Annotated in this window: 18 protein-coding genes; 17 read left to right on the top strand and 1 reads right to left on the bottom strand. The window is 26.6% G+C overall.

Features of this window, described 5'->3' with window-relative positions; translation table 11 throughout:
- Positions 1-200: 200 nt before the first annotated feature.
- Positions 201-1376, bottom strand: a complete 1176-nt coding sequence (locus ACTG45_RS12305; protein WP_479916967.1) for a GGDEF domain-containing protein — start codon at positions 1374-1376, stop codon at positions 201-203.
- A gap of 642 nt (positions 1377-2018) precedes the next feature.
- Between ACTG45_RS12305 and ACTG45_RS12300 the strand changes: the two genes are divergently transcribed.
- The 17 genes from ACTG45_RS12300 (at position 2019) to ACTG45_RS12220 (ending at position 23343) form a co-directional block, all read left to right on the top strand.
- Entirely contained in the window at positions 2019-3383 is a 1365-nt protein-coding gene (locus ACTG45_RS12300) for a hypothetical protein (RefSeq protein ID WP_479916966.1), read from the top strand.
- A gap of 21 nt (positions 3384-3404) precedes the next feature.
- Positions 3405-3896, top strand: a complete 492-nt coding sequence (locus ACTG45_RS12295) for a zinc ribbon domain-containing protein (protein WP_021385114.1) — start codon at positions 3405-3407, stop codon at positions 3894-3896.
- A gap of 275 nt (positions 3897-4171) precedes the next feature.
- Positions 4172-4843: an N-acetylmannosamine-6-phosphate 2-epimerase gene (locus ACTG45_RS12290; RefSeq protein WP_479919071.1), complete on the top strand. Its 672-nt coding sequence runs from the start codon at positions 4172-4174 to the stop codon at positions 4841-4843.
- Positions 4844-4912: 69 nt separating this feature from the next.
- Positions 4913-5794, top strand: coding sequence for an N-acetylneuraminate lyase (locus ACTG45_RS12285; protein ID WP_479916965.1), 882 nt, complete (start codon positions 4913-4915; stop codon positions 5792-5794).
- 32 nt (positions 5795-5826) lie between these two features.
- Complete coding sequence (locus tag ACTG45_RS12280) at positions 5827-7329, top strand: sodium:solute symporter family protein (protein WP_021385095.1); 1503 nt, start codon at positions 5827-5829, stop codon at positions 7327-7329.
- Between the two features lie 138 nt (positions 7330-7467).
- On the top strand, positions 7468-7920 hold the full coding sequence (locus tag ACTG45_RS12275) for a NanQ anomerase/TabA/YiaL family protein (RefSeq protein WP_479916964.1): 453 nt from the start codon (positions 7468-7470) through the stop codon (positions 7918-7920).
- Between the two features lie 159 nt (positions 7921-8079).
- Complete coding sequence (locus tag ACTG45_RS12270) at positions 8080-8883, top strand: sialate O-acetylesterase (protein ID WP_021385089.1); 804 nt, start codon at positions 8080-8082, stop codon at positions 8881-8883.
- A gap of 57 nt (positions 8884-8940) precedes the next feature.
- On the top strand, positions 8941-9828 hold the full coding sequence (locus ACTG45_RS12265) for an ROK family protein (RefSeq protein WP_021385200.1): 888 nt from the start codon (positions 8941-8943) through the stop codon (positions 9826-9828).
- An 18-nt stretch (positions 9829-9846) separates the two neighbouring features.
- Positions 9847-10695, top strand: a complete 849-nt coding sequence (locus ACTG45_RS12260; protein ID WP_021385148.1) for a MurR/RpiR family transcriptional regulator — start codon at positions 9847-9849, stop codon at positions 10693-10695.
- A 62-nt stretch (positions 10696-10757) separates the two neighbouring features.
- Positions 10758-11447 carry a Crp/Fnr family transcriptional regulator gene (locus tag ACTG45_RS12255; RefSeq protein WP_479916962.1) on the top strand — a complete coding sequence of 230 codons (690 nt, stop codon included), beginning with the start codon at positions 10758-10760 and terminating at the stop codon, positions 11445-11447.
- A gap of 185 nt (positions 11448-11632) precedes the next feature.
- A complete protein-coding gene (locus ACTG45_RS12250; RefSeq protein ID WP_021385216.1) occupies positions 11633-14272 on the top strand; it encodes a sensor domain-containing diguanylate cyclase in 2640 nt (879 codons plus the stop codon).
- Between the two features lie 110 nt (positions 14273-14382).
- Positions 14383-17247, top strand: coding sequence for an EAL domain-containing protein (locus tag ACTG45_RS12245; protein ID WP_479919070.1), 2865 nt, complete (start codon positions 14383-14385; stop codon positions 17245-17247).
- A gap of 185 nt (positions 17248-17432) precedes the next feature.
- Positions 17433-18440 (top strand): anaerobic sulfite reductase subunit AsrA, encoded by a 1008-nt coding sequence (gene asrA, locus ACTG45_RS12240; protein WP_479919069.1) that lies wholly within the window; start codon positions 17433-17435, stop codon positions 18438-18440.
- Positions 18441-19232 (top strand): anaerobic sulfite reductase subunit AsrB, encoded by a 792-nt coding sequence (gene asrB, locus ACTG45_RS12235; RefSeq protein WP_021385237.1) that lies wholly within the window; start codon positions 18441-18443, stop codon positions 19230-19232.
- 12 nt (positions 19233-19244) lie between these two features.
- Positions 19245-20216: a sulfite reductase subunit C gene (gene asrC / locus ACTG45_RS12230; RefSeq protein WP_021385099.1), complete on the top strand. Its 972-nt coding sequence runs from the start codon at positions 19245-19247 to the stop codon at positions 20214-20216.
- 57 nt (positions 20217-20273) lie between these two features.
- A complete protein-coding gene (locus ACTG45_RS12225; protein WP_021385242.1) occupies positions 20274-21050 on the top strand; it encodes a formate/nitrite transporter family protein in 777 nt (258 codons plus the stop codon).
- A gap of 274 nt (positions 21051-21324) precedes the next feature.
- Entirely contained in the window at positions 21325-23343 is a 2019-nt protein-coding gene (locus tag ACTG45_RS12220) for an FUSC family protein (protein ID WP_479919068.1), read from the top strand.
- Positions 23344-23518: the final 175 nt, after the last annotated feature.

The raw sequence follows: 23518 nt of genomic DNA, 5'->3' as shown, positions 1-23518 counted from the left end.
ACTTAGATTTAATAATATAATTTATAAATATTAAAGTTCAAGAACAACTAATATTCTAAAAATAATAAACCTATAAGTGAAACTCAAGTTTAAAAGTCTAACTTATAGGTTTATTTAATAGTATTTAACTATTGTAAATATAGAATATTTTTGCTAAAAAATTTACATATGAAGGATTAATATTTTTATGTATATATTCTTTAATAAAATGCAACGCAATTACGTCCTTGTTCTTTTGCAGTATATAGAGCCTTATCGCAGTGATTTATAAATTCTTTCAATGTGATTTTTTCTTCAATTTTTTTTGTGTAAACTCCAATACTAACAGTTACACATTTTGAAGGAATATCATTGCGTTCAAAATTGCAATACTCTATAGTTTTTCGTAAACATTCTGATTTAAGTTTAGCATCTTCCTCATCACAGTTGAAAATGCATATAAAAAATTCCTCACCGCCATATCTTATAGCATGTGCATTTTCATAATTTGTAAAATCTAAAATTACTTTAGCGATATTTTGCAAGCAATAGTCTCCTTTTTGATGACCATAAGTGTCATTGAATTGTTTAAAGTAATCAATGTCTAGCATCATTCCAGTTATAGGTCCTTGATTTGAATGGCTGATTAATTTTTTTTGTAGAATATCTTCAAGATATCTACGATTATTCATTTTAGTTAGGTCATCTATCATAACTTTATGGTTAAGTAAATTATTGATATGATATATTTCTTCATATTGTTGACGAATTAAAAGTTTGTCATAATAAGTAAATACACGGCTTCTATATAACATTGTAGAAACAAAAACGGCAAGTGATGTTATAAAAAATGTGTTAACAATATTACTAAACTCATTACCTGGTATAGTCTGAATTCCAGGTAAGAAAAAATTAAGAAACAAAAAACAACCTCCAAAAACGATTATTGATTCTCCAAATTTTAATACTGAAAAAGCAGCAGCAGCTAACATAATGTAACTAAATACACTTAAGTCATTTCCACCTAATTGGTCAAGCAGAGTGATTACACATCCCCATAGGCAGAAAAAGGTTACATAGATTACCCATAAGTTTATATAAAAAGTATAACAGTCCTTTTTTTTATTCCAAAGATAAGAAAATACAAACATAAATATTGAAGATACAGAAAATAATGATATGTACATATAAAAATACCATTGACGTCTTGGAGTGGCAAAAGGCCCACCTTCTCTAGCTGATATTGATATCATCATAATTATTTGAGATATTATTATTATTATACAAATAACTTTTCCAGTATGATAAAGATAATTGCAAAGTTCTTTTTCAACATTTTCTTTATGTTCTTTGTCTAGAGGAAATCCAAAAAATTTTTTTAATTTTTCTAAGTTCATATAAGCCTCCATTAAAAATAAAACATAAAAATAAGTATTCCTTTTCTTTTCTTAGATACTTGGAATACTTTATTTATAACTTAATTATATCAAAATATATTATGTGTAACAATCTAAAATTGTGTTAGATTGTATTTGTTAGTTAATATTAAGTGATTTTTTGATTAGTATTTTATTATAATTAAGTTTTGTAGACATATTTGTAATTAATATATTACATAAATGATAATAGATATAAATTTAAAAGTATTTTAATTTTATTTTGTAATCGTTGCAAATTTTTCTCCTACTAGAATTAGAGGTCTAGTGCTTTCAAGGTGTTATATTGTTTAGACTTTAGTTATATATAAATTAGTAAAATGGCAATTCATTATAAATTATTTTTTAAAAATAAATGGTGGAAAAATCTAACTTGCCACCATCTTGCCACCGAAAATAAAGAATAGAATAAATTTAAATTAAGCATAATAAAACATAAACAACAAAACTGACATTAATAAATTACTGAAATACCAACACTTGTTAAAAAATAAGAACAATAAACAAATAAAATAGATAAATATATCCAATTAAGGTATAATTAAGTTTTATATGATATAGTTATATTTGATAATTTACAACAGTAAAACTTGGAGGGAAAAAATGGATGAAAAAAAAATAAATAATATGAATTATTCACATAATAACTATTCTAAAACAACAGGCGAACCAACTAGAAAAATAAAAAATAACAACTTCACGCTCAAAAGTAAAGAAGAAAAAATTTGTCCTAGTTGTAGGAAAGAAAGTAATTCTAAAGATAATTACTGTAAATTTTGTGGAAATGAGCTTTATGAAATAGCATCCTTAAGACCATTTGAAACAAAACTGGACTTAAAATCTAAAATAAAAGAACTTTCATATCATGCAAATACAAGAGGAATACTTTTAACAACCTTTACAACTGTATTTATATTATTTATTATTGCATTGATATTTAAAGCTGTAATAACTATTCAATTTAATGACATTAGTTATTTGATAAATCCAGCACATATAATTCTAGCCCTTAACCTAGGTCAAATTAGTGTAGCTATGTCTACTATGATGGGCTCTGGATTTATAAATGCTAATATAGGTTTATTAATATTACTCATAATCCCTATTCTAGGATTAATAATATCAAATTTAATTTTTATGAGAAAAAGATGTAAAGATTCAAAAACTACATTAGCGAATTCTTTAGGGGTTGGAATTCTTTATGGATTAATTTTAGCTATTCTATCTATTTTTACTAATGTAAAAACTGGTTCACATAGTATGTTAGAATATGGCTATGCACTAGAGTATAGCTATCAGTTTTTTAGTGTCCTTTTAAATGGATTTGTATTAGGATTTATATGTACATACATAACTGCTTACAAAAAGAGCTATGAAAAGGAAAATATGTACATGTCTCTTTTTTCAAATTCTATAAAGATATTTATATTAGGCTATGTTTTAGTATTAGCAATACTATTTGTATTAACTATATCTGATAGTAGTTACTTAAATGAATTAGATATGAGTAGTTACTCAAATGGAGCAAATTTATTTGCTATATTACCACAAATAGCTAGTTATATGTGGGCTTTTGCAAATGGAATTTCAGTAACTATAATAAATTCAACAGTATCAATATTTAGTTTAGGTTCATCATCTCTATTTGGAGATACTAAATTAATGTTTTATGCGATGGGGGCTTTGTCTGCATTAATACTATTATTAAATGGATATAAATTGAGATTTAAATATAGTACAGATAATATCAAGCCTGTAATAATGTTTAGTGTGTATTATGCATTTTTAATGGGTATGCTGGCCTTATTTAGCACATTTATACTTGATAGTAATATTAATTTCTTTAATACAACTAGTTATGGAGCAACTTTAATAATGCAATTCAAAGTATTCCAAACTATTATAATTTCATTTATATATAGTTTTGTGGTATCTTTAATAGGGTATAAGCTAAATTCAGCTGATTAAATATGATTGGAGGAAATTTCTATGGAAGAAAATACTAAAAATACAGTAGATGATAAATTTTCTAAAGTTAAGAAAAAATTTGGTAATGGAAAATTTAAAGTTGAATTATATAAAGAGAAATCAAAGCTAAATAGAGAGATTGATGATATTCAAGAAAAGAAAGCAAAGATATTCTTGGAAATGGGAATATTAACATATCAAAAAATTAGAGAAGATTCTATTGATGATGAGAGTTTTGACAAGTTTTGTGATGAGTTACTAGAACTTGACAAGATAATCTATGAAAAAAATATGGAAATTAACGAAATGGAAAACGCAGAGAGTAATGTAACTTGCGAATGTGGTTATGTTGGAAATGTAAATGATAAATATTGTGCGGAATGTGGTAAAAAATTTGAGTTAGAAAATGAATATGGTGATTTTATAGTTTGTGGTTACTGTCAAAGTGAAATAGATTCAGAGTCTGAATTTTGTCCTTGCTGTGGTAGAAAAATTATAATGGAGTTAGAATAATATTGGGAAACCTATGTACAGTGTGCATGGGTTTTTTTATTGAAATCATTTAAAGGTAGCATTTATAAGAGCATTTATAGAAAATGAAAATAAATACCGAAAAAATGAAATAAAATTTCTTTTATGAATAAAAAATAGGCTTATATATGGAATAAACTAGTAAAAATATAGAGTTGACAAAAAAATATGAAAAAATATTGCAAAGAAAAAGTTTTCATGTTATTATTAATACATAAATCAAGAAAATAAATTTCAGAAATGAGGTAATTGAAAAAATGCTAGATAAGGTGAAGGGTAGATTAATAGTATCATGTCAAGCTTTAGAAAATGAACCTCTTCATAGCCCTTTTATAATGGGTAGAATGGCTAAAGCTGCTATGGAAGGTGGAGCTGTTGGAATTAGAGCTCAAGGAGTTGATGATATTATTGAAATAAAAAAAGTTACTGGACTTCCTGTTATAGGTATTATAAAAAGAAACTATGAAGATTCAGATATATATATAACACCAACTAAAAAGGAAGTTGATGAGCTTTTGACAACTGAGTGTGAGATGATAGCTTTAGATGCTACTAATAGAGTTAGACCAAATAATGAAGACTTAAAGGAAATTATAAAGTATATAAAAGAAAATGGGGTCTTAGTAATGGCAGATATATCAAACTATGATGAAGCTATCAAAGCTCAAGAATATGGTGTGGATTGTGTTTCAACTACACTATCTGGGTATACTCCATATACAAAAGTTTTAGAAGGACCAGATTTTGCATTGATGGAAAGATTAGTTAAAGACTTAGAAATACCTGTAATAGCAGAAGGAAAAGTAAATACTCCTCAAGATTTAAAGAAGGTATTTGAATTAGGTGTTTATTCATCAGTTGTAGGTTCAGCAATAACAAGACCACAATTAATAACAGAAAAGTTTGTTAAAGCAATTGAAATTAATTAAAAATTAATTTATAAATTAAAAATTTATTATATTTAACTATATTTGAAAATTAAAATTGGAGGTAAAGATATGAGAACAACAGATATGAAGGGAATTTATTCAGCATTATTGGTTTCATTTGATAAGGAAGGAAATATAAACGAAAAAGGGTTAAGACAGATAATTAGACATAACATAGATGTTTGCAAAATAGATGGTCTTTATGTAGGGGGAAGTACAGGAGAAAATTTCATGCTTTCAACTGATGAGAAGAAAAAAATATTTGAAATAGCTAAAGATGAAGTGAAAGAAGAAATAAAATTAATAGCTCAAGTTGGTTCAGTTAATTTAAAAGAAGCTGTGGAACTTGCTAAATTTACAACTGACTTAGGATATGATGCTATAAGTGCTGTTACACCTTTTTACTATAAATTTGATTTTGAAGAAATAAAACACTATTACAATACAATCATAAATTCTGTAGATAATAGATTAATAATATATTCTATACCATTTTTAACTGGTGTTGATATGAGTCTAGACCAATTTGGAGAATTATTTGAAAACGAAAAAATAATAGGTGTTAAGTTTACAGCAGCAGATTTCTACCTATTAGAAAGAATGAGAAAAACATTCCCAAATAAATTAATATTTGCAGGATTTGATGAAATGATGTTACCAGCTACTGTTTTAGGTGTAGATGGAGCAATTGGTTCTACATTTAATGTAAACGGTATCAGAGCTAGACAAATATTTGAATTAACTAAAAATGAAAAAATATCAGAAGCACTTGAAGTACAGCATGTGACTAATGATTTAATAACAGATATATTAGGAAATGGTCTATATCAAACAATTAAATTACTACTTGAAGAGCAAGGTGTCGAAGCTGGATATTGTAGACAACCTATGAAAGAAGCAACTGATGAAATGAAATCAAGAGCAAAAGAAATATACAGAAAGTATTTTTAATAAAATACTTTTAGTATGGGAGGATTAATAAAATGGTAGGATTTACTTGGATAGATTTTGCAATACTGGTAGTTTACTTATTGGCAGTTTTATTTGCAGGATTGTTATTTTCAAAAAAGGAAATGAAGGGAAAAGAGTTCTTCAAAGGTGATGGAACTATTCCATGGTGGGTTACATCAGTATCAATATTTGCCACATTATTAAGTCCAATATCGTTTTTATCATTAGCAGGTAATTCTTATGGTGGAACTTGGATTTTATGGTTTGCACAGTTAGGTATGTTTATAGCTATACCTTTAACAATAAAATTTTTCTTACCTTTGTACAGTAGGTTAGAAATAGATACAGCATATGAATATTTAGAAATGAGATACGAAAGTAAAGGTCTTAGAGTACTTGGAGCTTTGATGTTTATAATATATCAAATAGGACGTATGTCTATCATAATGTATCTTCCATCAGTGGTTCTAGCTGGTCTTACAGGAATACCTGTAAATGTATTGATAGTAGTTATGGGTGTAATAGCAATAATTTATTCATATACAGGTGGATTAAAAGCTGTTTTATGGACCGATTTTATACAAGGCATGGTACTAATTGTAGGTGTTACAGGTACATTGTTCTATTTAATAGCAAGTATAAATGGTGGTTTTGGAACAGTAATGGATACACTTACAAGTGGACATAAATTCTTAGCAACTAATGAAGTTATGTTTGATAAAAATATACTATCTACAAGTGCTTTTATAATATTTGTGGGAGCTGGTCTTAATACTTTTTCATCATATGTATCAAGTCAAGATATAGTTCAAAGATTTACTACAACAACTGATATAAAGCAACTTAACAAAATGACATATGGAAATGGTGTTTTATCAATGGGACTTGCAACAGTGTTTTATCTAATTGGAACTTGTTTATTTATATACTATACTCAAAATCCAGATTTAGCTCAAACAGTTCAACAAGACCAAGTATTTGCATCATATATAGCTTATGAATTACCAGTAGGTATAACAGGAATACTACTTGCAGCAATATATGCAGCATCTCAATCAACTTTATCAACAGGGCTTAATTCAGTTGCTACAAGTTGGACTTTAGATATACAAACTATAATAACAAAAGATATAAGTATGGAAAGACAAACTAAGATAGCACAATATATATCATTAGGCGTAGGTATACTTTCTATAGTTGTTGCAATAATCTTAGCAAATGGAGAAATAAAGTCAGCATACGAATGGTTCAATAGTTTCATGGGGCTAGTTTTAGGAGTTCTAGCAGGAGTATTTGTACTTGGAGCATTTTGTAAAAAAGCAACTAAAATGGGAGCCTATGTTGGATTTATAGTATCAGCAATCTTAGTTGTTTATCTAAAATATCGTATGCCAGAAGTAAGTTCTTGGGCATATTCTTTAATAACAATAACTACTTCTGTAGTGATTGGTACAATAGTTAGTGCAATAGAAGCTAAAGTTAAAGCAAAAGTATCTTTACCAAGAGCTGAAACTACTGTTTATTATGAAAAATAATATGATATTTAAATGATAAATTGTCTTATAGAGTGATTAGATAAATAATTTAGTTGCTCTATAAGACTGTATAATACAATTTATATGTAAAAGTATAAAAATAAAGTGTATTTAAAATTATATAGGGAGACAATGCTTATGATATTTGGAAATATAAATCATAGTAAGACATATTCAACATTACATGAAGATTTACTTAGATGTTTCGAATATGCTAAAGACAATTCATTGATAGATTATGAAAAAGGTACTTATACAATAGATGGTGATGATGTTTTTGTGAATATTGTAGAGTATAAAACTTGTGAAAAAGAAGAAAGATTCTGGGAAGCTCATAAGAAGTATATAGATGTACATTTGATGCTTGATGGATGTGAAAGAATAGATTTAAATTTTATAGAAAACTTAGAACAAAAAGAATACGAAGAAGAGGGTGATTTTTTACCTCTTGATGGAAAAAACAATGGATATGTAGAACTTAGAAAAAATGATTTTTTAGTGTGTTATCCAGAAGATGCTCACATGACAGCTATAAAAGTTTTAGAAAAAGAAAATATCAAAAAAGCTATTTTTAAGGTTTTGGTTAGATAATGAGAATTTATACAACCACTAAGGCTGAAAATAGTGATTTAACTTTCAGCGATTAGTGATATTTCGTAAATTTTAGTTAGATTACTATTTTCAGCCTTAGTTTTTTATAGTATAAATTGGAAGTAATGAAAAGATTAAAACTTATAAAGGAGTTAAATCATGGATAATATAGATGTATTTTTATTAATAGGACAAAGCAATGCTAGAGGCTTAGGAAACCAAAAAGAGAGTGTCATTCCAAATGAAAATTGTTTTGAATATTTGAGTACTGATGAAATTATAAATATGAGATGCGAGCTAGAAACTTCAGAAGGTGATGGTACTATAGCACCTGCATTTTCAAATGAATGGAATAAGCTTACTGGGAATAAAGTTTGTTTTATTCACAATGCAAAAGATGGGTCAAGAATAAAAAATTGGAATCATGATAATAACTGGTTTCTAAATGATACTATAGAAAAATTTAATGCAGGATGTAGTAGTTTAAGCAAACATTATAATATAGAAAATAAGTATGTTATTTGGATTCAAGGTGAAAGTGATGCAAAATATGGTAGTGATACTTTATACTATAAAGAAAGCCTAAAAAAGATTGCATATAGACTTAAAGAAGAATGTATGATTGATAAAATGTTTGTGAGCTTAACTGGTTACTGGCTTGGAGAAGAGGAATATTTTATTAGAACAAGACGAATTGCAGCAGCACAAGAATCTGCTTGTAATGAATGTGATATACTGTGTGTAGGAAGTAAAATTGCTATGCAATTTCATGATAAAGGTCTAACTATTGATGATGTTCATTATACTCAAGAAGGTCTTAATATGTTAGGAGAAGACTTATGTAAGAATATTTATAAATATCATACAACTAAGGAAAAAAATATATTAAGTGATACAATAGATTTATCAGAATCAAGAAAATATATCTGTGAATTGGAAAAGATAAATAAAAAATTTGTGTAATATAAGAGTTTAAGTAGTAATGTTAATTTATAAAAATAATTTGTATGGAGATATGTTATGAAAAATTACGTTTGTATAGATGTTGGAGGTACTTCAATAAAATATGGGTTTATTAGAGAAGATGGATTTATAATTGATAAATCAAGTATGGATACTGAAGCAAAAGAAAAAGGTGGAGAAGGAATACTATCTAAAATAAAACAGATAGTAAAAAAATATATAGAAGAAAATGATATAAGTGGTATATGTATATCAACTGCAGGTATGGTTGACCCAGTTGAAGGTAAGATATTATTTGCATTAGAAGAGCTAATTCCAAACTATAAAGGTATGGAATTAAAAAAAGAGATAGAAAAAGAATTTAATATAAAATGTGAAGTTGAAAATGATGTTAATTGTGCTGGGCTTGGCGAAATGTGGATTGGAGCAGGAAAGGGTGCAACATCTTCTATATGCTTGACAATAGGTACTGGAATTGGTGGTTGTGTTATAATAAACAATAAACTAATAAATGGATTTAGTAATAGTGCTGGTGAAGTAGGATATATGAATATAAATGGAAGTTCTTTTCAAGAATTAGCATCTACTAGTAGTCTAATTAAAAAAGTAGCAAAAATAAAGAATTTGAATGAAAATGACCTAAATGGAAAAATAATTTTCGATTTAGCAAGGAATAATGACGAAGATTGTTTAAAAGAACTCAATAGTATGATAAAATCATTAGCAGTTGGAATCGCAAATATTTGTTATGTAATAAATCCAGAAGTAGTAATTTTAGGTGGTGGAATTATGGCGCAAGAGGAATTTCTAAAACCTAAAATAGACAAAGCATTAAAGGAGGTTCTTATAGATAGAGTTTATAAAAATACTAATGTAGAATTTGCAAAGAGACAAAATGACGCAGGAATGCTTGGGGCATTATATAATTTTTTAAATAAAATATAAAGAATAGAAGGGTTTTTAATGAGTATTTTAGAACAATTGGAATCACCAACTTTTAAAGTTACAAAGTCAGATAAATTATTGATAGCTTATATAAAAGAGAATATAGAGGATGTATTTTATAAGCCTATATCACAAATAGCAAAAGAGAGTAATATTGGTGAAGCAACTATAACTAGATTTGTAAAAAAGATGAATTTTAATGGATTACAGGATTTCAAGGTTACTTTAGCACAAGAGATATCAACCATTAACAAAAAGAATATTATAAATAAAAATATACAAAATGATGAGCCAGCGTTGGATACAGCAAAGAAACTTTTAAATTCAAATATAACTACTTTAGAGAATACAGTAGAGATAATTAATAGTAATGATGTACACAATTGTGCAAGACTTATAATAAATGCTAAGAAAGTTTATTTTATAGGTATTGGATATTCTGGTATAATAGCACAGGATTCAAACTATAAATTTATGAGAATAGGGCTTAATTGTGTGAGCTTTGATAGTAGCCATACAATGATAATGATGTCTTCCATAATGGAAGAAGGCGATTTAATAGTAGCAATTTCACATTCTGGTGAGACTGAGGAAATTATAAAAACTGTAAAGCTTGCAAGAGCTAATAATGCTAAAATTATATCAATTACTGAAAATAAAAACTCTGAATTAAAGGATATTTCAGATGTGCATTTATCTTACGTATCAGGGGAAACTGTACTTGAAACTGGTTCAATATCTTCCAAATTAGCACAATTTTTCATCATTGATTTAGTATATACACAGGTAGTAAAAGAACTTTCTAATGAAGCTATTGAAAGGAAGATTAAAACTACAAATGCTATAAAATTGTTTAAAAATGAATAAAATAAGAAATTTGTAATGTTTTATAGAGCTTTCTTAAAAATTTAGGAATGGAGAGATATTACATGTCTAAATTAAAAGATTATAATATTGATAAAGTAATGATTTTTAATAATTTATGCACTGAAACAAAGAATCAACTTAAGGAAAAAGCTAAACTAAAAAGATTACAAAAAAAAGAAATTTTATTTTATGAAAAAGATAGCTTGGACAGTGTTTATGTACTTTTAGATGGAAAAGTGTCTATTTTTAAGATAAGTGAAAATGGTGAGAGAAAAGTAATTTTTATATTGAATAGTGGCGAAATTATAAATGATATTACATTTGACTATACTAAAAATTCTACTGTTGGATGTGAGGCATTTGAAAATTCAATAGTAGCTTATTACAGCATGGAAGAATTCTTAGAAATTATGCAAAGTGATTTTCAACTTACAAAAGATATTATTTCATATATGGAAAGACGAATAAGACGTCTATACAGACAATTAAAAAATTCAATATCTATAAAAGTAGACAAAAAGCTTGCAGCAAAATTATATAGATTAAGTAAAGAGTTTGGAGTTTGCTATGGTGAATGGACTTTAATAAATGTAAATATTACAGTTACATATTTAGCTGATATGCTTGGCTGTAAAAGAGAGACTGTTTCTAGAATGATAAAAGTATTGCAAAAAGAAGAGCTTATAAAAATTGATAATAAAGGTTTTTATGTTAAGAAAATGGAACTGTCAAAATACTTTAAAAACAATTAATTATAACTAAATAAAGGTATTATTAAGAGAATCTATTTATAGGTTCTTTTTTATTGTGTAATTTATCAATATTTGTATTAACTTTATTGAAACAGCTGAATTCTGATAGTATAATTAGTTTAACAATAAAAAGTGAATATGCAAATGTTAATACAGTGTCTATATGCAGAAAAGGATGTGTCAAAATGAAAAATAAAAAATTCGTAAGCTATGCTTTAGGTTTTATTTTTATATGTATGTTTGTGATGATTTCACTTTGGGATTTTACTTGTAATGTCAATTTATTGGTGGAAAAAAATAAAAAAATGCACTTAGAAGAGTTATCATCTCAAAGTTCAAATACTATAAATGTCAAGCTTAATTCATTAATACGATTTATGAATGGTATTTCTAAAACTATTTCAGATTCAGAAAGTATGAAGAAGGAAGAAGTAATAAAAGTATTAAATGATGTATCAAAAGAATCTAATTTTGAAAGAATTTATATTGCATATCCAGATGGCACAGTTTATAAAGATAATAAAAAAATAGATAATATATCACAACAAAGTTATTTTAAGAAAGCAATGAAAGGTGAAAGTAATATTTCTGAAATTATAAGCTCACCTATAAACAATGAAACTAGTTTTATTGTAGCATCTCCTATATATAAAAATGATGAAGTAATAGGGGTATTGTATGGTTCTTATAGTACAAGTATATTAAGTGAATTTATAGATGGAAATAGTTTTAATGGAGAAGGTAGTACATATGTTTTTGAAAAATCAGGAAAGCTTATCTTAAAATCTACTCAAATAAAAACTAATGATGACATAGATAATATTAGTGATTTTTTTAACTCAATTTCTATTGAAGAAGATTATAATTATAAGAAGTTTAATGAAGATATATCAAAGAAGAAAAGTGGATTCATAGAATATAAATTTAATGGAAAAGATAAATATGCTACATATACTCAGGTTGGTGTAAATGATTGGTATACTTTATCTTTTATTCCAAAATCTTTAGTACTGAAAGATATTTCAGAAATAAACAAACTTGCAATTATACTAACACTTAAAAACTTCATAGCACTTTTAGTTTTGATTTTAATTGTATTTTATAAGGAAAAGAAATCAAAAGATAGACTTGTAAAAGCTAACTTAGAAATATCTTCACTTACCAATAATATACCTGGAGGGGTTTTTAAGTGTACAGTAGGGACAAAATATGAATTTGTATTTTTAAGTGATGGATTTATAGACCTTTTTGAATATACTAAAGAAGAGATAAAATCTATATTTAACAATAATTTTTATGATGTAATTTACAAAGGTGATATAGATAGAGTAAAGAAGGAGTTTGAGTTTCAATTATTGGAGTCAAAGGTAGTTGAGGTAAAATATAGAATGATTACTAAGAATGGAAATTTTGTATGGGTTGTAAATAAGTGTGAACTTATAAAAGATTCTGATGGAAAAGAGTACTTGTATTGTGTGCTAGTTGATATAACAGATTTGAAAAGAACAGAAGAAGAGTTGAAGATTAATGAAGAAAGGCTTAGGATTGCGCTATCTAAGACTTCTAATATAGTGTTTGACTATGATGTTAAAACAAAGTTTATACATAATTCTAGTGATGTTTCTTCAATATATGGATTAACAAAAAATGTTAGAAATTCAATAGACTATTTTGTAAATTCAGAGATAATACACAATGATTTTGTTGATGTTTTTAAGGAATCTTTTAATAAGATAGAAAAAGGTGAAGAAAGTGTAGTATCTGTAATAAAGATAAAGCAAGTTAATGGCGAATACATATGGAATAGAATGACTTTAACTAATATATTTAGTGAAACGGATATGCCAGTTAAAGCAATCGGATTATTAGAAGATATAAATGAGCAGAAAAAAGTTGAAATGCAATACAATCAAGAAGAGCAGTATAGAAAAGCTATGTTATCTGAAGCAATTGCAATATATGAAGTTAATTTTTCTCAAGATAAAATTATATCAAGTAATATAGATTCTAAGAGGAATCTAAATTTAAGAGTTGATGGTAATTATTCTGAAGTAATAAAGAGTATTGTTGATGATATAATATTTATTTTAGATAAAGAAAATTTTAAAAATATGTTTTATCCTGAAAATGTTTTGGATTCATACAGTAAAGGAGTAAATGAGTTGAAATTAGAATATCGTAGGTGCGACAATAGTGAGCAGGTTTTTTGGGAACTTTGCACAATGCATTTATTTAAAGACTCTCAATGCAATCAACTTAAAGGCTTTGCATATATTAAAGATATAGACAAGCAGAAGAAAGATGAGATAGAACTTAAATTTAAAGCTGAACGCGATATGCTAACAGGAATTTATAATAAAGGTACAACAGAAATTTTAATAAAGCGACTTCTTAACCTAGAAAATACAAAAAAAAATAGCCATGCATTTTTTATTATTGATTTAGATGATTTTAAATCTATCAATGACAGTTTAGGTCATGTTTTTGGTGATAAAGTTTTGGTTGAAGTTTCAAAAAAATTAAATTCCATTTTTAGAGAAGATGATATAATTGGGCGTGTTGGTGGAGACGAGTTTGTAGTTTTTATGAAAAACATGAAAGATATAAAATCCATTGAAAATAAGGCAATTGAGCTATGTAATGCATTTAGAAATTATTATACTGGAGAAAATAAGTCATATAAAGTTTCTTGTAGTATAGGAATATCTGTCATGCCACATCATGGAACAACTTTTATTGAGTTGTATAAAAAAGCAGATAAGGCTCTTTATTATTCAAAAAATCAAGGAAAGGACAGATTTATTATATTTAATGATTCTATTTAAATTCTCAAATATAAAACAATTGTTTGTACACTTTAGTTAAACATTGCATAAAATTAAATAAAAATAAATTAATTGTCTTCATATGATTTAGTCATAAAAGGAGTGGTACTATGAAGAAAAAATATAGATTTGTTATTACTTTGGTTGTTTTTTTACTTTTATTAAATACATCATTGGTTTTAGGCGATTCTAATAAAGAAAAAGTGAGAGTTGGATATTGGCCTAGTTATGGTATTTCCGTTACAAAAGATGGCAACTTGTATGGATATACCTATGATTATCTTAATGCAATAGCTAAGATAAATAACTGGGAATTAGAATATATACCTTGTGGATGGGGACAAGGACTAGAAATGCTCAAAGAGGGAAAAATTGATATATTTGGAGCATTGCAAAAAAGTGAAGAGCGTGAAAAATATTATGACTATACAGATTTAAATTTTGGATATGAATATGGGGCATTATATGTAAATGATAAAAACGATAGTATATCATATAATAATTTAAAAGAAATTGATGGAAAAATAGTGGGCACCGTATCGGATAATCATTTTAAGAGTATATTTGATGAATACTGTAAAAAAAATAAAATATCTGTAAAATATAAATACATAGAAGGCTCAGAAGAACTTGAAAAAGAACTTGAAAAAGGAACTATTGATATGTTACTTACCGGCAGTATAAGAGATATGCCAAATACAAAGGTAGTTTTACGCTTTTCATCAGAACCTATATACTATGCAACGACTAAAGGTAATAAGAGGATACTAGATGGCTTAAATTATGCATTAGGTGAGATAAAGAGAGAAGATATATATTATGATGGTAATTTATTTAATAAACATTACAAAGATACTTCAATAGCTTCAGAAGGATTCACTTCAGAAGAGAAAGAGTACATAAAGAAACATCCTACAATAAAAGTTGTATCTGGCACAGATACATTGCCATTATCTTTTTATGATAAAAATACAAATTCTTATAAAGGAATATCAATAGAGATATTAAAATCAATTTCTAAAAACTCTGGTCTAAAATTTGAATATGTAAAAGTAGAAAATTTTTCAGAAGGACTAAAAATGGTTGAAAATGGCGAGGCAGATATATGTGCAAATATGTTTATGTCGCGGAGCACTGAGTTAGAGCACAACATTGTATTTACTGATGGATATCTTGAAACTACTATGTTAGGTATAGCAAAAAGCGATGTTAGAATGGATGAAAAAACTAAGGTTGCAATGATAAAATGGACAGGAATAGAGTCATTTGTAAAAGAGTATTATCCAAATCAAGAAGTTATTTTTTATCCAAGTGCTAAGAAATGTATAGAAGCCATAAAAAAAGGAGAATGTGATATATTTATTGGAAGTAATTATATATTAAATAATATAATTAATACTGAAGAATTTGATGGTCTTATGTTTATGCCTATTAAAAATCAAGTTGTAGATATTGGTATAGGTGTTTCTGGAAAAACAAACTCTACATTATTGTCAATACTTAATAAATCTATTAGTAAAGTTACAGAAGAGGAAGTGGCAATTGCAGTTACAGGTAGCACAAAATATTTAGAACATGAAGTTACAATGTTAGATTTTATACAACATAATATGATAGTATTTATTTTAATGATAGCATTTATTGTATTTATCATTTCTGTAATATTTATTTTAAATTATAAGATACAGGTAGAAAGATTAGAAAATGTAGCTTATGTCGATGAAGTAACAGGTATAAGAAGTTTATTGAAGTTTAAAATTGATGCTAATAAGCTTTTTGAAAAATATGGAGTAGATAACTTTGCTATATATTATATTAATATAGATAAATTTAAATATATAAATGACATGTTTGGTTTTGAGTTTGGAGATAATATTCTAAAGTACATAGCAACAAAAATAGGAAAGAGCCTTTTTAAAGATGAGATATATGCAAGACTATCAGATGATAGATTTATTGTAATGGTAAAGAAAAATACCATAGAAAAGCTAAGAAGAAGAGCAATAGATTTCTTTGAAACTGTTAATAATGATAAAGAAAGTACATTCAAAATAGATATAATACTTAAATGTGGAGCATATTTAATTAATAAAGATGATGTTAATATTGATGTAATGATTGACAGGGCTAAGATAGCTTGTCAAACAATAGAAACTAACTATAAAAGTAAAATAGCATTTTATGATGATAAAATAAGGCTTTCTATATTGCGTGAAAAAGAGATTGAAAATAATATGGACAATGCACTTTTGAATGAAGAGTTTGTAATTTACTTACAACCTAAATTTAATCTAAAAACAGGTGAAATTATAGGTTCAGAAGCTCTTGTTCGTTGGATGCATCCAACTAAAGGGATTATTCCTCCTAGTGATTTTATTCCTTTATTTGAAAAAAATGGTTTTATAGAAAAACTTGACCTATATGTCTGGGATAAGGTATTTAATGTAATGGCAAGATGGTTAGAAAATGGATTAGAAGTGTCACCAATTTCTATGAACGTTTCAAGAATTCATCTAAGTAATAGAAATATAGTAGCCAGTTTAACTTCTTTAATAAAGAAGTATAATGTACCCACATACCTTATTGAACTTGAACTGACTGAAAGTTTATTTTTATCGAATATAAGTGTTCTTTTAGATATACTAAATGATTTACATGATATTGGATTTATTGTATCTATGGATGATTTCGGAAGTGGATATTCTTCTCTTAGCCTTTTAAAAAAATTATCAATTGATGTATTGAAAATTGATAGAGAATTTTTAAATGAGACTATTACATCTATACGTGGAGAAAAAGTTATAAAGAATATAATTAAATTAGGTAAAGATTTAGATATGATAATTGTTGCTGAAGGAATAGAAACTGAAAGTCAATTAAATTTATTAAAAAATGCAGGTTGTGATATTGGACAAGGATATTACTTTGCAAAGCCTATGGATATAGAATCTTTTGAAAAACTTGTATTTAAGTGATTAGATTTTTAATTGAATAATATAAATATTATAAAAATATTAATAGAGCTTATTAAACTCTATTAATATTTTTTTTTATTATTTTTGAAACTGTGATAATTATCACAGAAGTATAGAGCATAAAGTGTTAAGATTTAAACAAGATAATAAGTAAGTAAAACTAAAATATAAGAAAGGTGATAAAAATGAAATTAAAATTAGATTCATCTAAATTCAATGAAGGTCTGAAGCATCTAAAAAAAGATTACAAGATATTTGCACCAGTTTTAATACCATTTAAAGGTACTTTTTCAGATACTGACACTGTAAGATACAAAGAGGTAAACGATTTCGAAGAAATGGAGTTTGCTCAGAAGGCAAATTTTTCACCAAAAGAAGTGGTGCTTCCTATAAATCAAGTCCTATTTTATTTTACTGAAAAAGAGTTTAAGGAAAGCGATTTAGACGATAAGAAAATTTTAATTTTCTTGAGAGCTTGTGACATAAATGGAATAAAGAGACTTGATGAAATATATCTAAATAATGGAGAAGAAAAAGATTATTTTTATAAGAATATTAGGGATAAAGTAAAATTTGCACTTGTAGGATGTAAAGAAAGTTTTAGAAACTGTTTTTGTGTAAGTATGGATTCTAATAAAACTGATAATTATTCAATTGGACTAAATATAGAAGGAGATGCTCTATATTTAGATATAAAAGATAGTGAATTTGAGGTATTTAATGGAGAACCAACTGAATTTAATATTAACTATGTAACTGAAAATTTAATTTCTGTAGATGTACCAGAGAATATTGATTCAAATGAAATGATAGGAAATTCAATATGGGATGAATATGATACAAGATGTATTGGATGTGGAAGATGTAATTTTGTATGTCCAACTTGTTCATGTTTTACAATGCAGGATATTTTTTATAAGGAAAATGAAAATGTAGGTGAAAGAAGAAGAGTTTGGGCTTCATGTCAAGTAGATGGTTATACAGATATAGCAGGTGGAAATTCTTTTAGAAAAAAACAAGGTGAAAGAATGAGATTTAAAGCTATGCATAAAATAAATGATTTCAAAAAAAGATTTGGATATCATATGTGTGTTGGATGTGGAAGATGTGACGATGCCTGTCCACAATATATATCATTTTCAAAATGTATAGAAAAAATAAATGATTTAGTAACTAGTAAGGAGGAAATATAAATGAATTCATATATACCAGTAAGTGCAAAAATACTAAATATAATTAAACATACTGATAAAGAATGGACTTTTAGAGTAAATTGCAATACAAAAGGGGTATTGCCTGGAAAATTCTATGAAATATCTATACCTAAATATGGTGAAAGTCCAATATCAGTATCAGGGTATGGAGAAGACTATATTGACTTTACAATAAGAAACGTAGGGAAAGTTACTAGTGAGTTATTTAATTATAAAGAAGGAGATTCTTTTTTTATAAGAGGACCTTATGGAAATGGGTTTGATGTATCTCTTTATGAAGGAAGAGAAGTTGTAGTAGTAGCAGGAGGAAGTGCCTTAGCACCTGTAAGAGGAATAGTTGAACATTTTTATAACAATAAAGAAAAATGTGAGAATTTTAAGTTAATAGTAGGATTTAAATCACCAAAAGATGTTTTATTTGCAGATGATTTAAAAAGATGGAGCGAAAAACTTGATGTTTTAGTTACTGTAGATGGAGCAGATGAAGGATATAGCGGAAACGTAGGATTAGTAACAAAATACATACCAGAATTGGATATAAAAGATATAAATAATACTTCTGCAATTGTAGTTGGACCTCCAATGATGATGAAATTTACAGTAGGAGAATTTCTAAAAAGAGATTTAGATGAAAAGAATATTTGGGTTTCTTATGAAAGAAAAATGTGTTGTGGAATAGGTAAATGTGGACACTGTAAGATGGATGATACTTATATATGTTTAGATGGACCAGTATTTGATTATTCATATGCTAAAAATCTTATTGATTAGGGGGCGAAATTTGTGATAAGAGATTTAAATACTAAAAAGGTAATGAAAAATGCTTATAGAATTACAAAAACAAAATATAAAACTTCTTTAAGAGTTAGAGTACCAGGAGGTCTTATTGACCCTGAAAGTTTAACTATAGTTTCTAAAATTGCAAGCGAATATGGTAATGGCCAGATACACATAACTACTAGACAGGGATTTGAAATATTAGGGATAGATATGGAAGATATGGAAGAAATAAATAAAATTATACAACCTGTCATTGAAAAAATGAATATAAATCAAGATGAGAAAAATGCAGGATATCCAGCAGCAGGTACAAGAAATATAGCAGCATGTATAGGAAATAAGGTCTGTCCAAAAGCTCAGTATAATACAACTGAATTTGCTAAAAGAATAGAAAAAGCAATATTCCCAAATGATTTACATTTTAAAGTAGCTTTAACTGGATGTCCAAATGATTGTATAAAAGCTAGAATGAATGACTTTGGAATTATTGGTATGGCTTTACCAGTATATGAAAAAGATAGATGTGTAAATTGTGGAGCATGTGTAAAAAAATGTTCTAAAATATCTGTTGGAGCGTTAAAAACAGAAAATAATAAAGTTGTAAGAGATGGAGATAAGTGCATAGGTTGTGGAGAATGTGTGCTGAATTGTCCAACAAATGCATGGACTAGAGATGAGAAAAAATACTATCGATTAGCCATAATGGGTAGAACAGGAAAGAAAAATCCTAGATTAGCAGAAGATTTTCTTTTATGGGCAGATGAAGATAGCATAATAAAGATAATACTTAATACCTATAAATATGTAGAAAAGTATATAGATAAAGATGCACCAGGAGGAAAAGAGCATATAGGATATATAATTGATAGAACAGGTTTTATGGAGTTTAAAAAATGGGCACTTGAAGGTGTGAAACTTCCAGAAATAACTAAGATGCATGAAAATATATATTGGAGTGGTGTTAAATATCTATAAATCAAGTAATGTATATATTTGAGTGAATTAAAAATCAAATAGAAAGAAGAGGGAATTATGCATAAAGAGACTTTGGATAAATTAACTAATGCAGCTATAAATAAGATAAATTTATTAAATACGAGTAAAGTAAAATATTTAGTATCTTCTGCGTTTGCAGGCCTTTATGTAGGTATAGGTATACTTTTAATATTTACCATTGGAGGACTTTTGACTGATGCAGGTTCACCTATGACTAAGATAGTAATGGGATTATCATTTGCAATAGCACTTAGTTTGGTTGTAATGACAGGGACAGAATTATTTACTGGTAATAATATGGTCATGTCTGCTGGTATGTTAAATAAAGGTGTTAGTATAAAAGATACTTCTAAGATATGGATATACAGTTGGATAGGAAATTTAATAGGAGCCTTGATTTTAGGTCTTATATTTGTAGGAACTGGTTTAGTAGATAAAGGACCTGTGGCTGAATTTTTTGCAAATACAGCAGCTAGTAAAGCTTCTATGCCATTTATGGCTCTTTTCTTTAGGGGAATTTTATGTAATATTCTAGTATGCGTGTCAGTGTTATGTTCATTTAGAACTAATAGTGATAGTGCAAAGATAATTATGATATTCTTATGTTTATTTGCTTTTATAACATCAGGTTTTGAGCATAGTGTAGCAAATATGACAATTTATAGTGTTTCATTATTTTCACCAGCAATAAACACTGTTAGTATTGGAGGAGCTATTTATAATTTAGTAGCTGTGACACTTGGAAATATTGTTGGAGGAGCTTTATTTATGGGGCTTGGTACCTATATATTAGGGAAAGAAAAACTTAAATAAATTTATTGTATAAACAATATAACTCTCTTAATAAATTATAATTTTACTATTATTAGGAGAGTTATTTTTATTTTTTGAAAAAATATTTGAAAGAGAAAATATATGGGAGCATGTGAATATATATAGTATATGTATATAATAAAGTGTGTAATAAAATGAATTATATATAGTATTTAATCTATAAATATTAGAATCCTTCCGGAAAAAAGGCGATTTTGAATAAGGGGATAAATGTGATAAAATGGGTTTTGTTGAAATTTTTAGGGGGGATATGATGACAAAGAAACTGGTAATATCAAAAACAAAATTATTTATTTTTATAATAGCATTTATTTCTATATTTATATATCTATTTGGAAGTAAAAATACACTAATAGGTGTAGGTATAGTAACAGCTATGTTGACTCTTTTAGAAAGAGACTTAACTATTTCTCCAATTAAAAATTTACTAAAATATTTATCAATAAATATAATTTTAGGAGTATTATCATTTTTTGCAGTACAAAATATGTATTTAGGAATTTTATTAAATTTTATAGCATTATTCATAATAGGGTATGTATTTAGTTATGACTTAAAAAGAGCAGTGTATGTGCCTTTTGGTCTAATGTATATATTTATGGTAAGTATACCTGTAGGGATAAGTGAATTTCCTATGAGATTATTAGCCTTAGCTATTGGAGCAGTTACAATAATGGTTGCCCAGTTTGTTATGAACAGAAATAGAATGAAAAATGTTGGTGATAAAGAGCTAATATCTATATGCAATGAACTGTTAGAAAAAATTAGTTTTTTAAAAAATATCATTAATGATGATAATTCTATAGATAAATCTAATATTAGAAAAATAGATAGTTGTAATTATAGAGTAAACTCTATATCCAAAAGTCTTAAAATGGTTATTTTTGATAACAGAAAAGATGACTTTTATATTAGTATTAAAGGTATAGACATAATAAATATTTTATTTTCATTAGAAAGAATAAATTTAATACTCGATAGATATAAAAAAGATAGTAAAGAATTTGAGGATGAAGATATAAAAAATATTTTAGAAGAAAGTAATAAAAATAGTAAAGCAGATATATTAGCTGTAGGGCTTAAAGAAGTAAACTATATTAAGATGTGCTTAGAAAATAAGGATACAATAACAGATAAAGAGATTTTAGGATTTAGAGATTATGTTATTGCCCAAGATACTAAAAATATAAATTTAAAAGAAATTTATAGTGTATTAGAAAATTTATATGAATTTTTGGTAGATTATAAAAAAGTAAAAACAAGAGATGAAAAAAAGGCTGAAAAAAAATCAAAGATACCTAAGGAATTTAAACGACTATCAGTATACAAGAAAAATTTTAATTTAAACTCTATAAGATTTTCTTATGCAATAAAGATTGCTTTAGCTACAGCTATAGCTGGATTTATTATGGATTATTTCCACTTAAGAGATGGAAGATGGATAATGTTAACTGTATTCTCATTAACACAACCTTATGCAGAAAATTGTATCCAAAGGTCTAGAAAAAGAATAGAAGGTACACTTGTGGGAGCTATAATATTTATTGTATTATTTTCAATAATAAAAGATAGTACATTAAGGTCATTAATAGTTCTTTTAGCAGGATATATAAACTCATATGTAGTTGATTATAGAAAATTAATGATGTGTGTAACTGTTTCAGCTCTTGGCTCAGCAGTAGTTATGGGAGACCCAAATGTTTTAACTATAAGTAGGATTTCATATGTGGCATTAGGAGCTATTATTGCATTAATAGTAAATAAGTTTATATTGCCATATGATGCTAAGACTGGTTATCAGCATGTTATAGACATGTATAAAGGAATAGTTAAAAATATAATTGATGAAGTTAATAATTCTATAGAAAATGTTAATAATGCTTACTATATAAAAAATTTATTATTGGTACCATCACTTATTGAAGACAGAATTATGTTAATAAATGCTATATATAAAGATAAACATCAAGAAGATTTTTTGGAAAATCAGAAATTACTAATAAGCAATATGTATAATCTGTATATAAATATTAATAAAAATAAAATTAAAGATGAGGATGTAGAAAAAATATTAAGAGATACTAATTATATTTCAAATTACAATGCAAATAAGTATGATGAAGGTAGAATGACACTTTTAGAAAGTATTAAAAATTCTAAAAATATAGGTGACAAGATAATTTATCTAAATTTACTACAGACTTTAAATGGTGTCAAAGAAATGTATAGAATAAGTGATATCACTAGAGTTTCAATGGAACAAACAGCATAGATATTTGATTTAATTAAACCAAGAAATAGTCATATATTAAAAAAAGTATATGACTATTTCTTTTATAGAAGATTAAAAAAATAGTATATAAAAAACAAAAAACATATATTTATGAATTTTATATGAAAATAGTTAAAATATTGATTTTTTTCATTGGTTGAAAAAACAATTTACT

It is taken from the genome of Clostridioides sp. LIBA-7602 (genome assembly GCF_056688945.1).
This window is presented reverse-complemented; position numbering and strand designations above follow the sequence as displayed.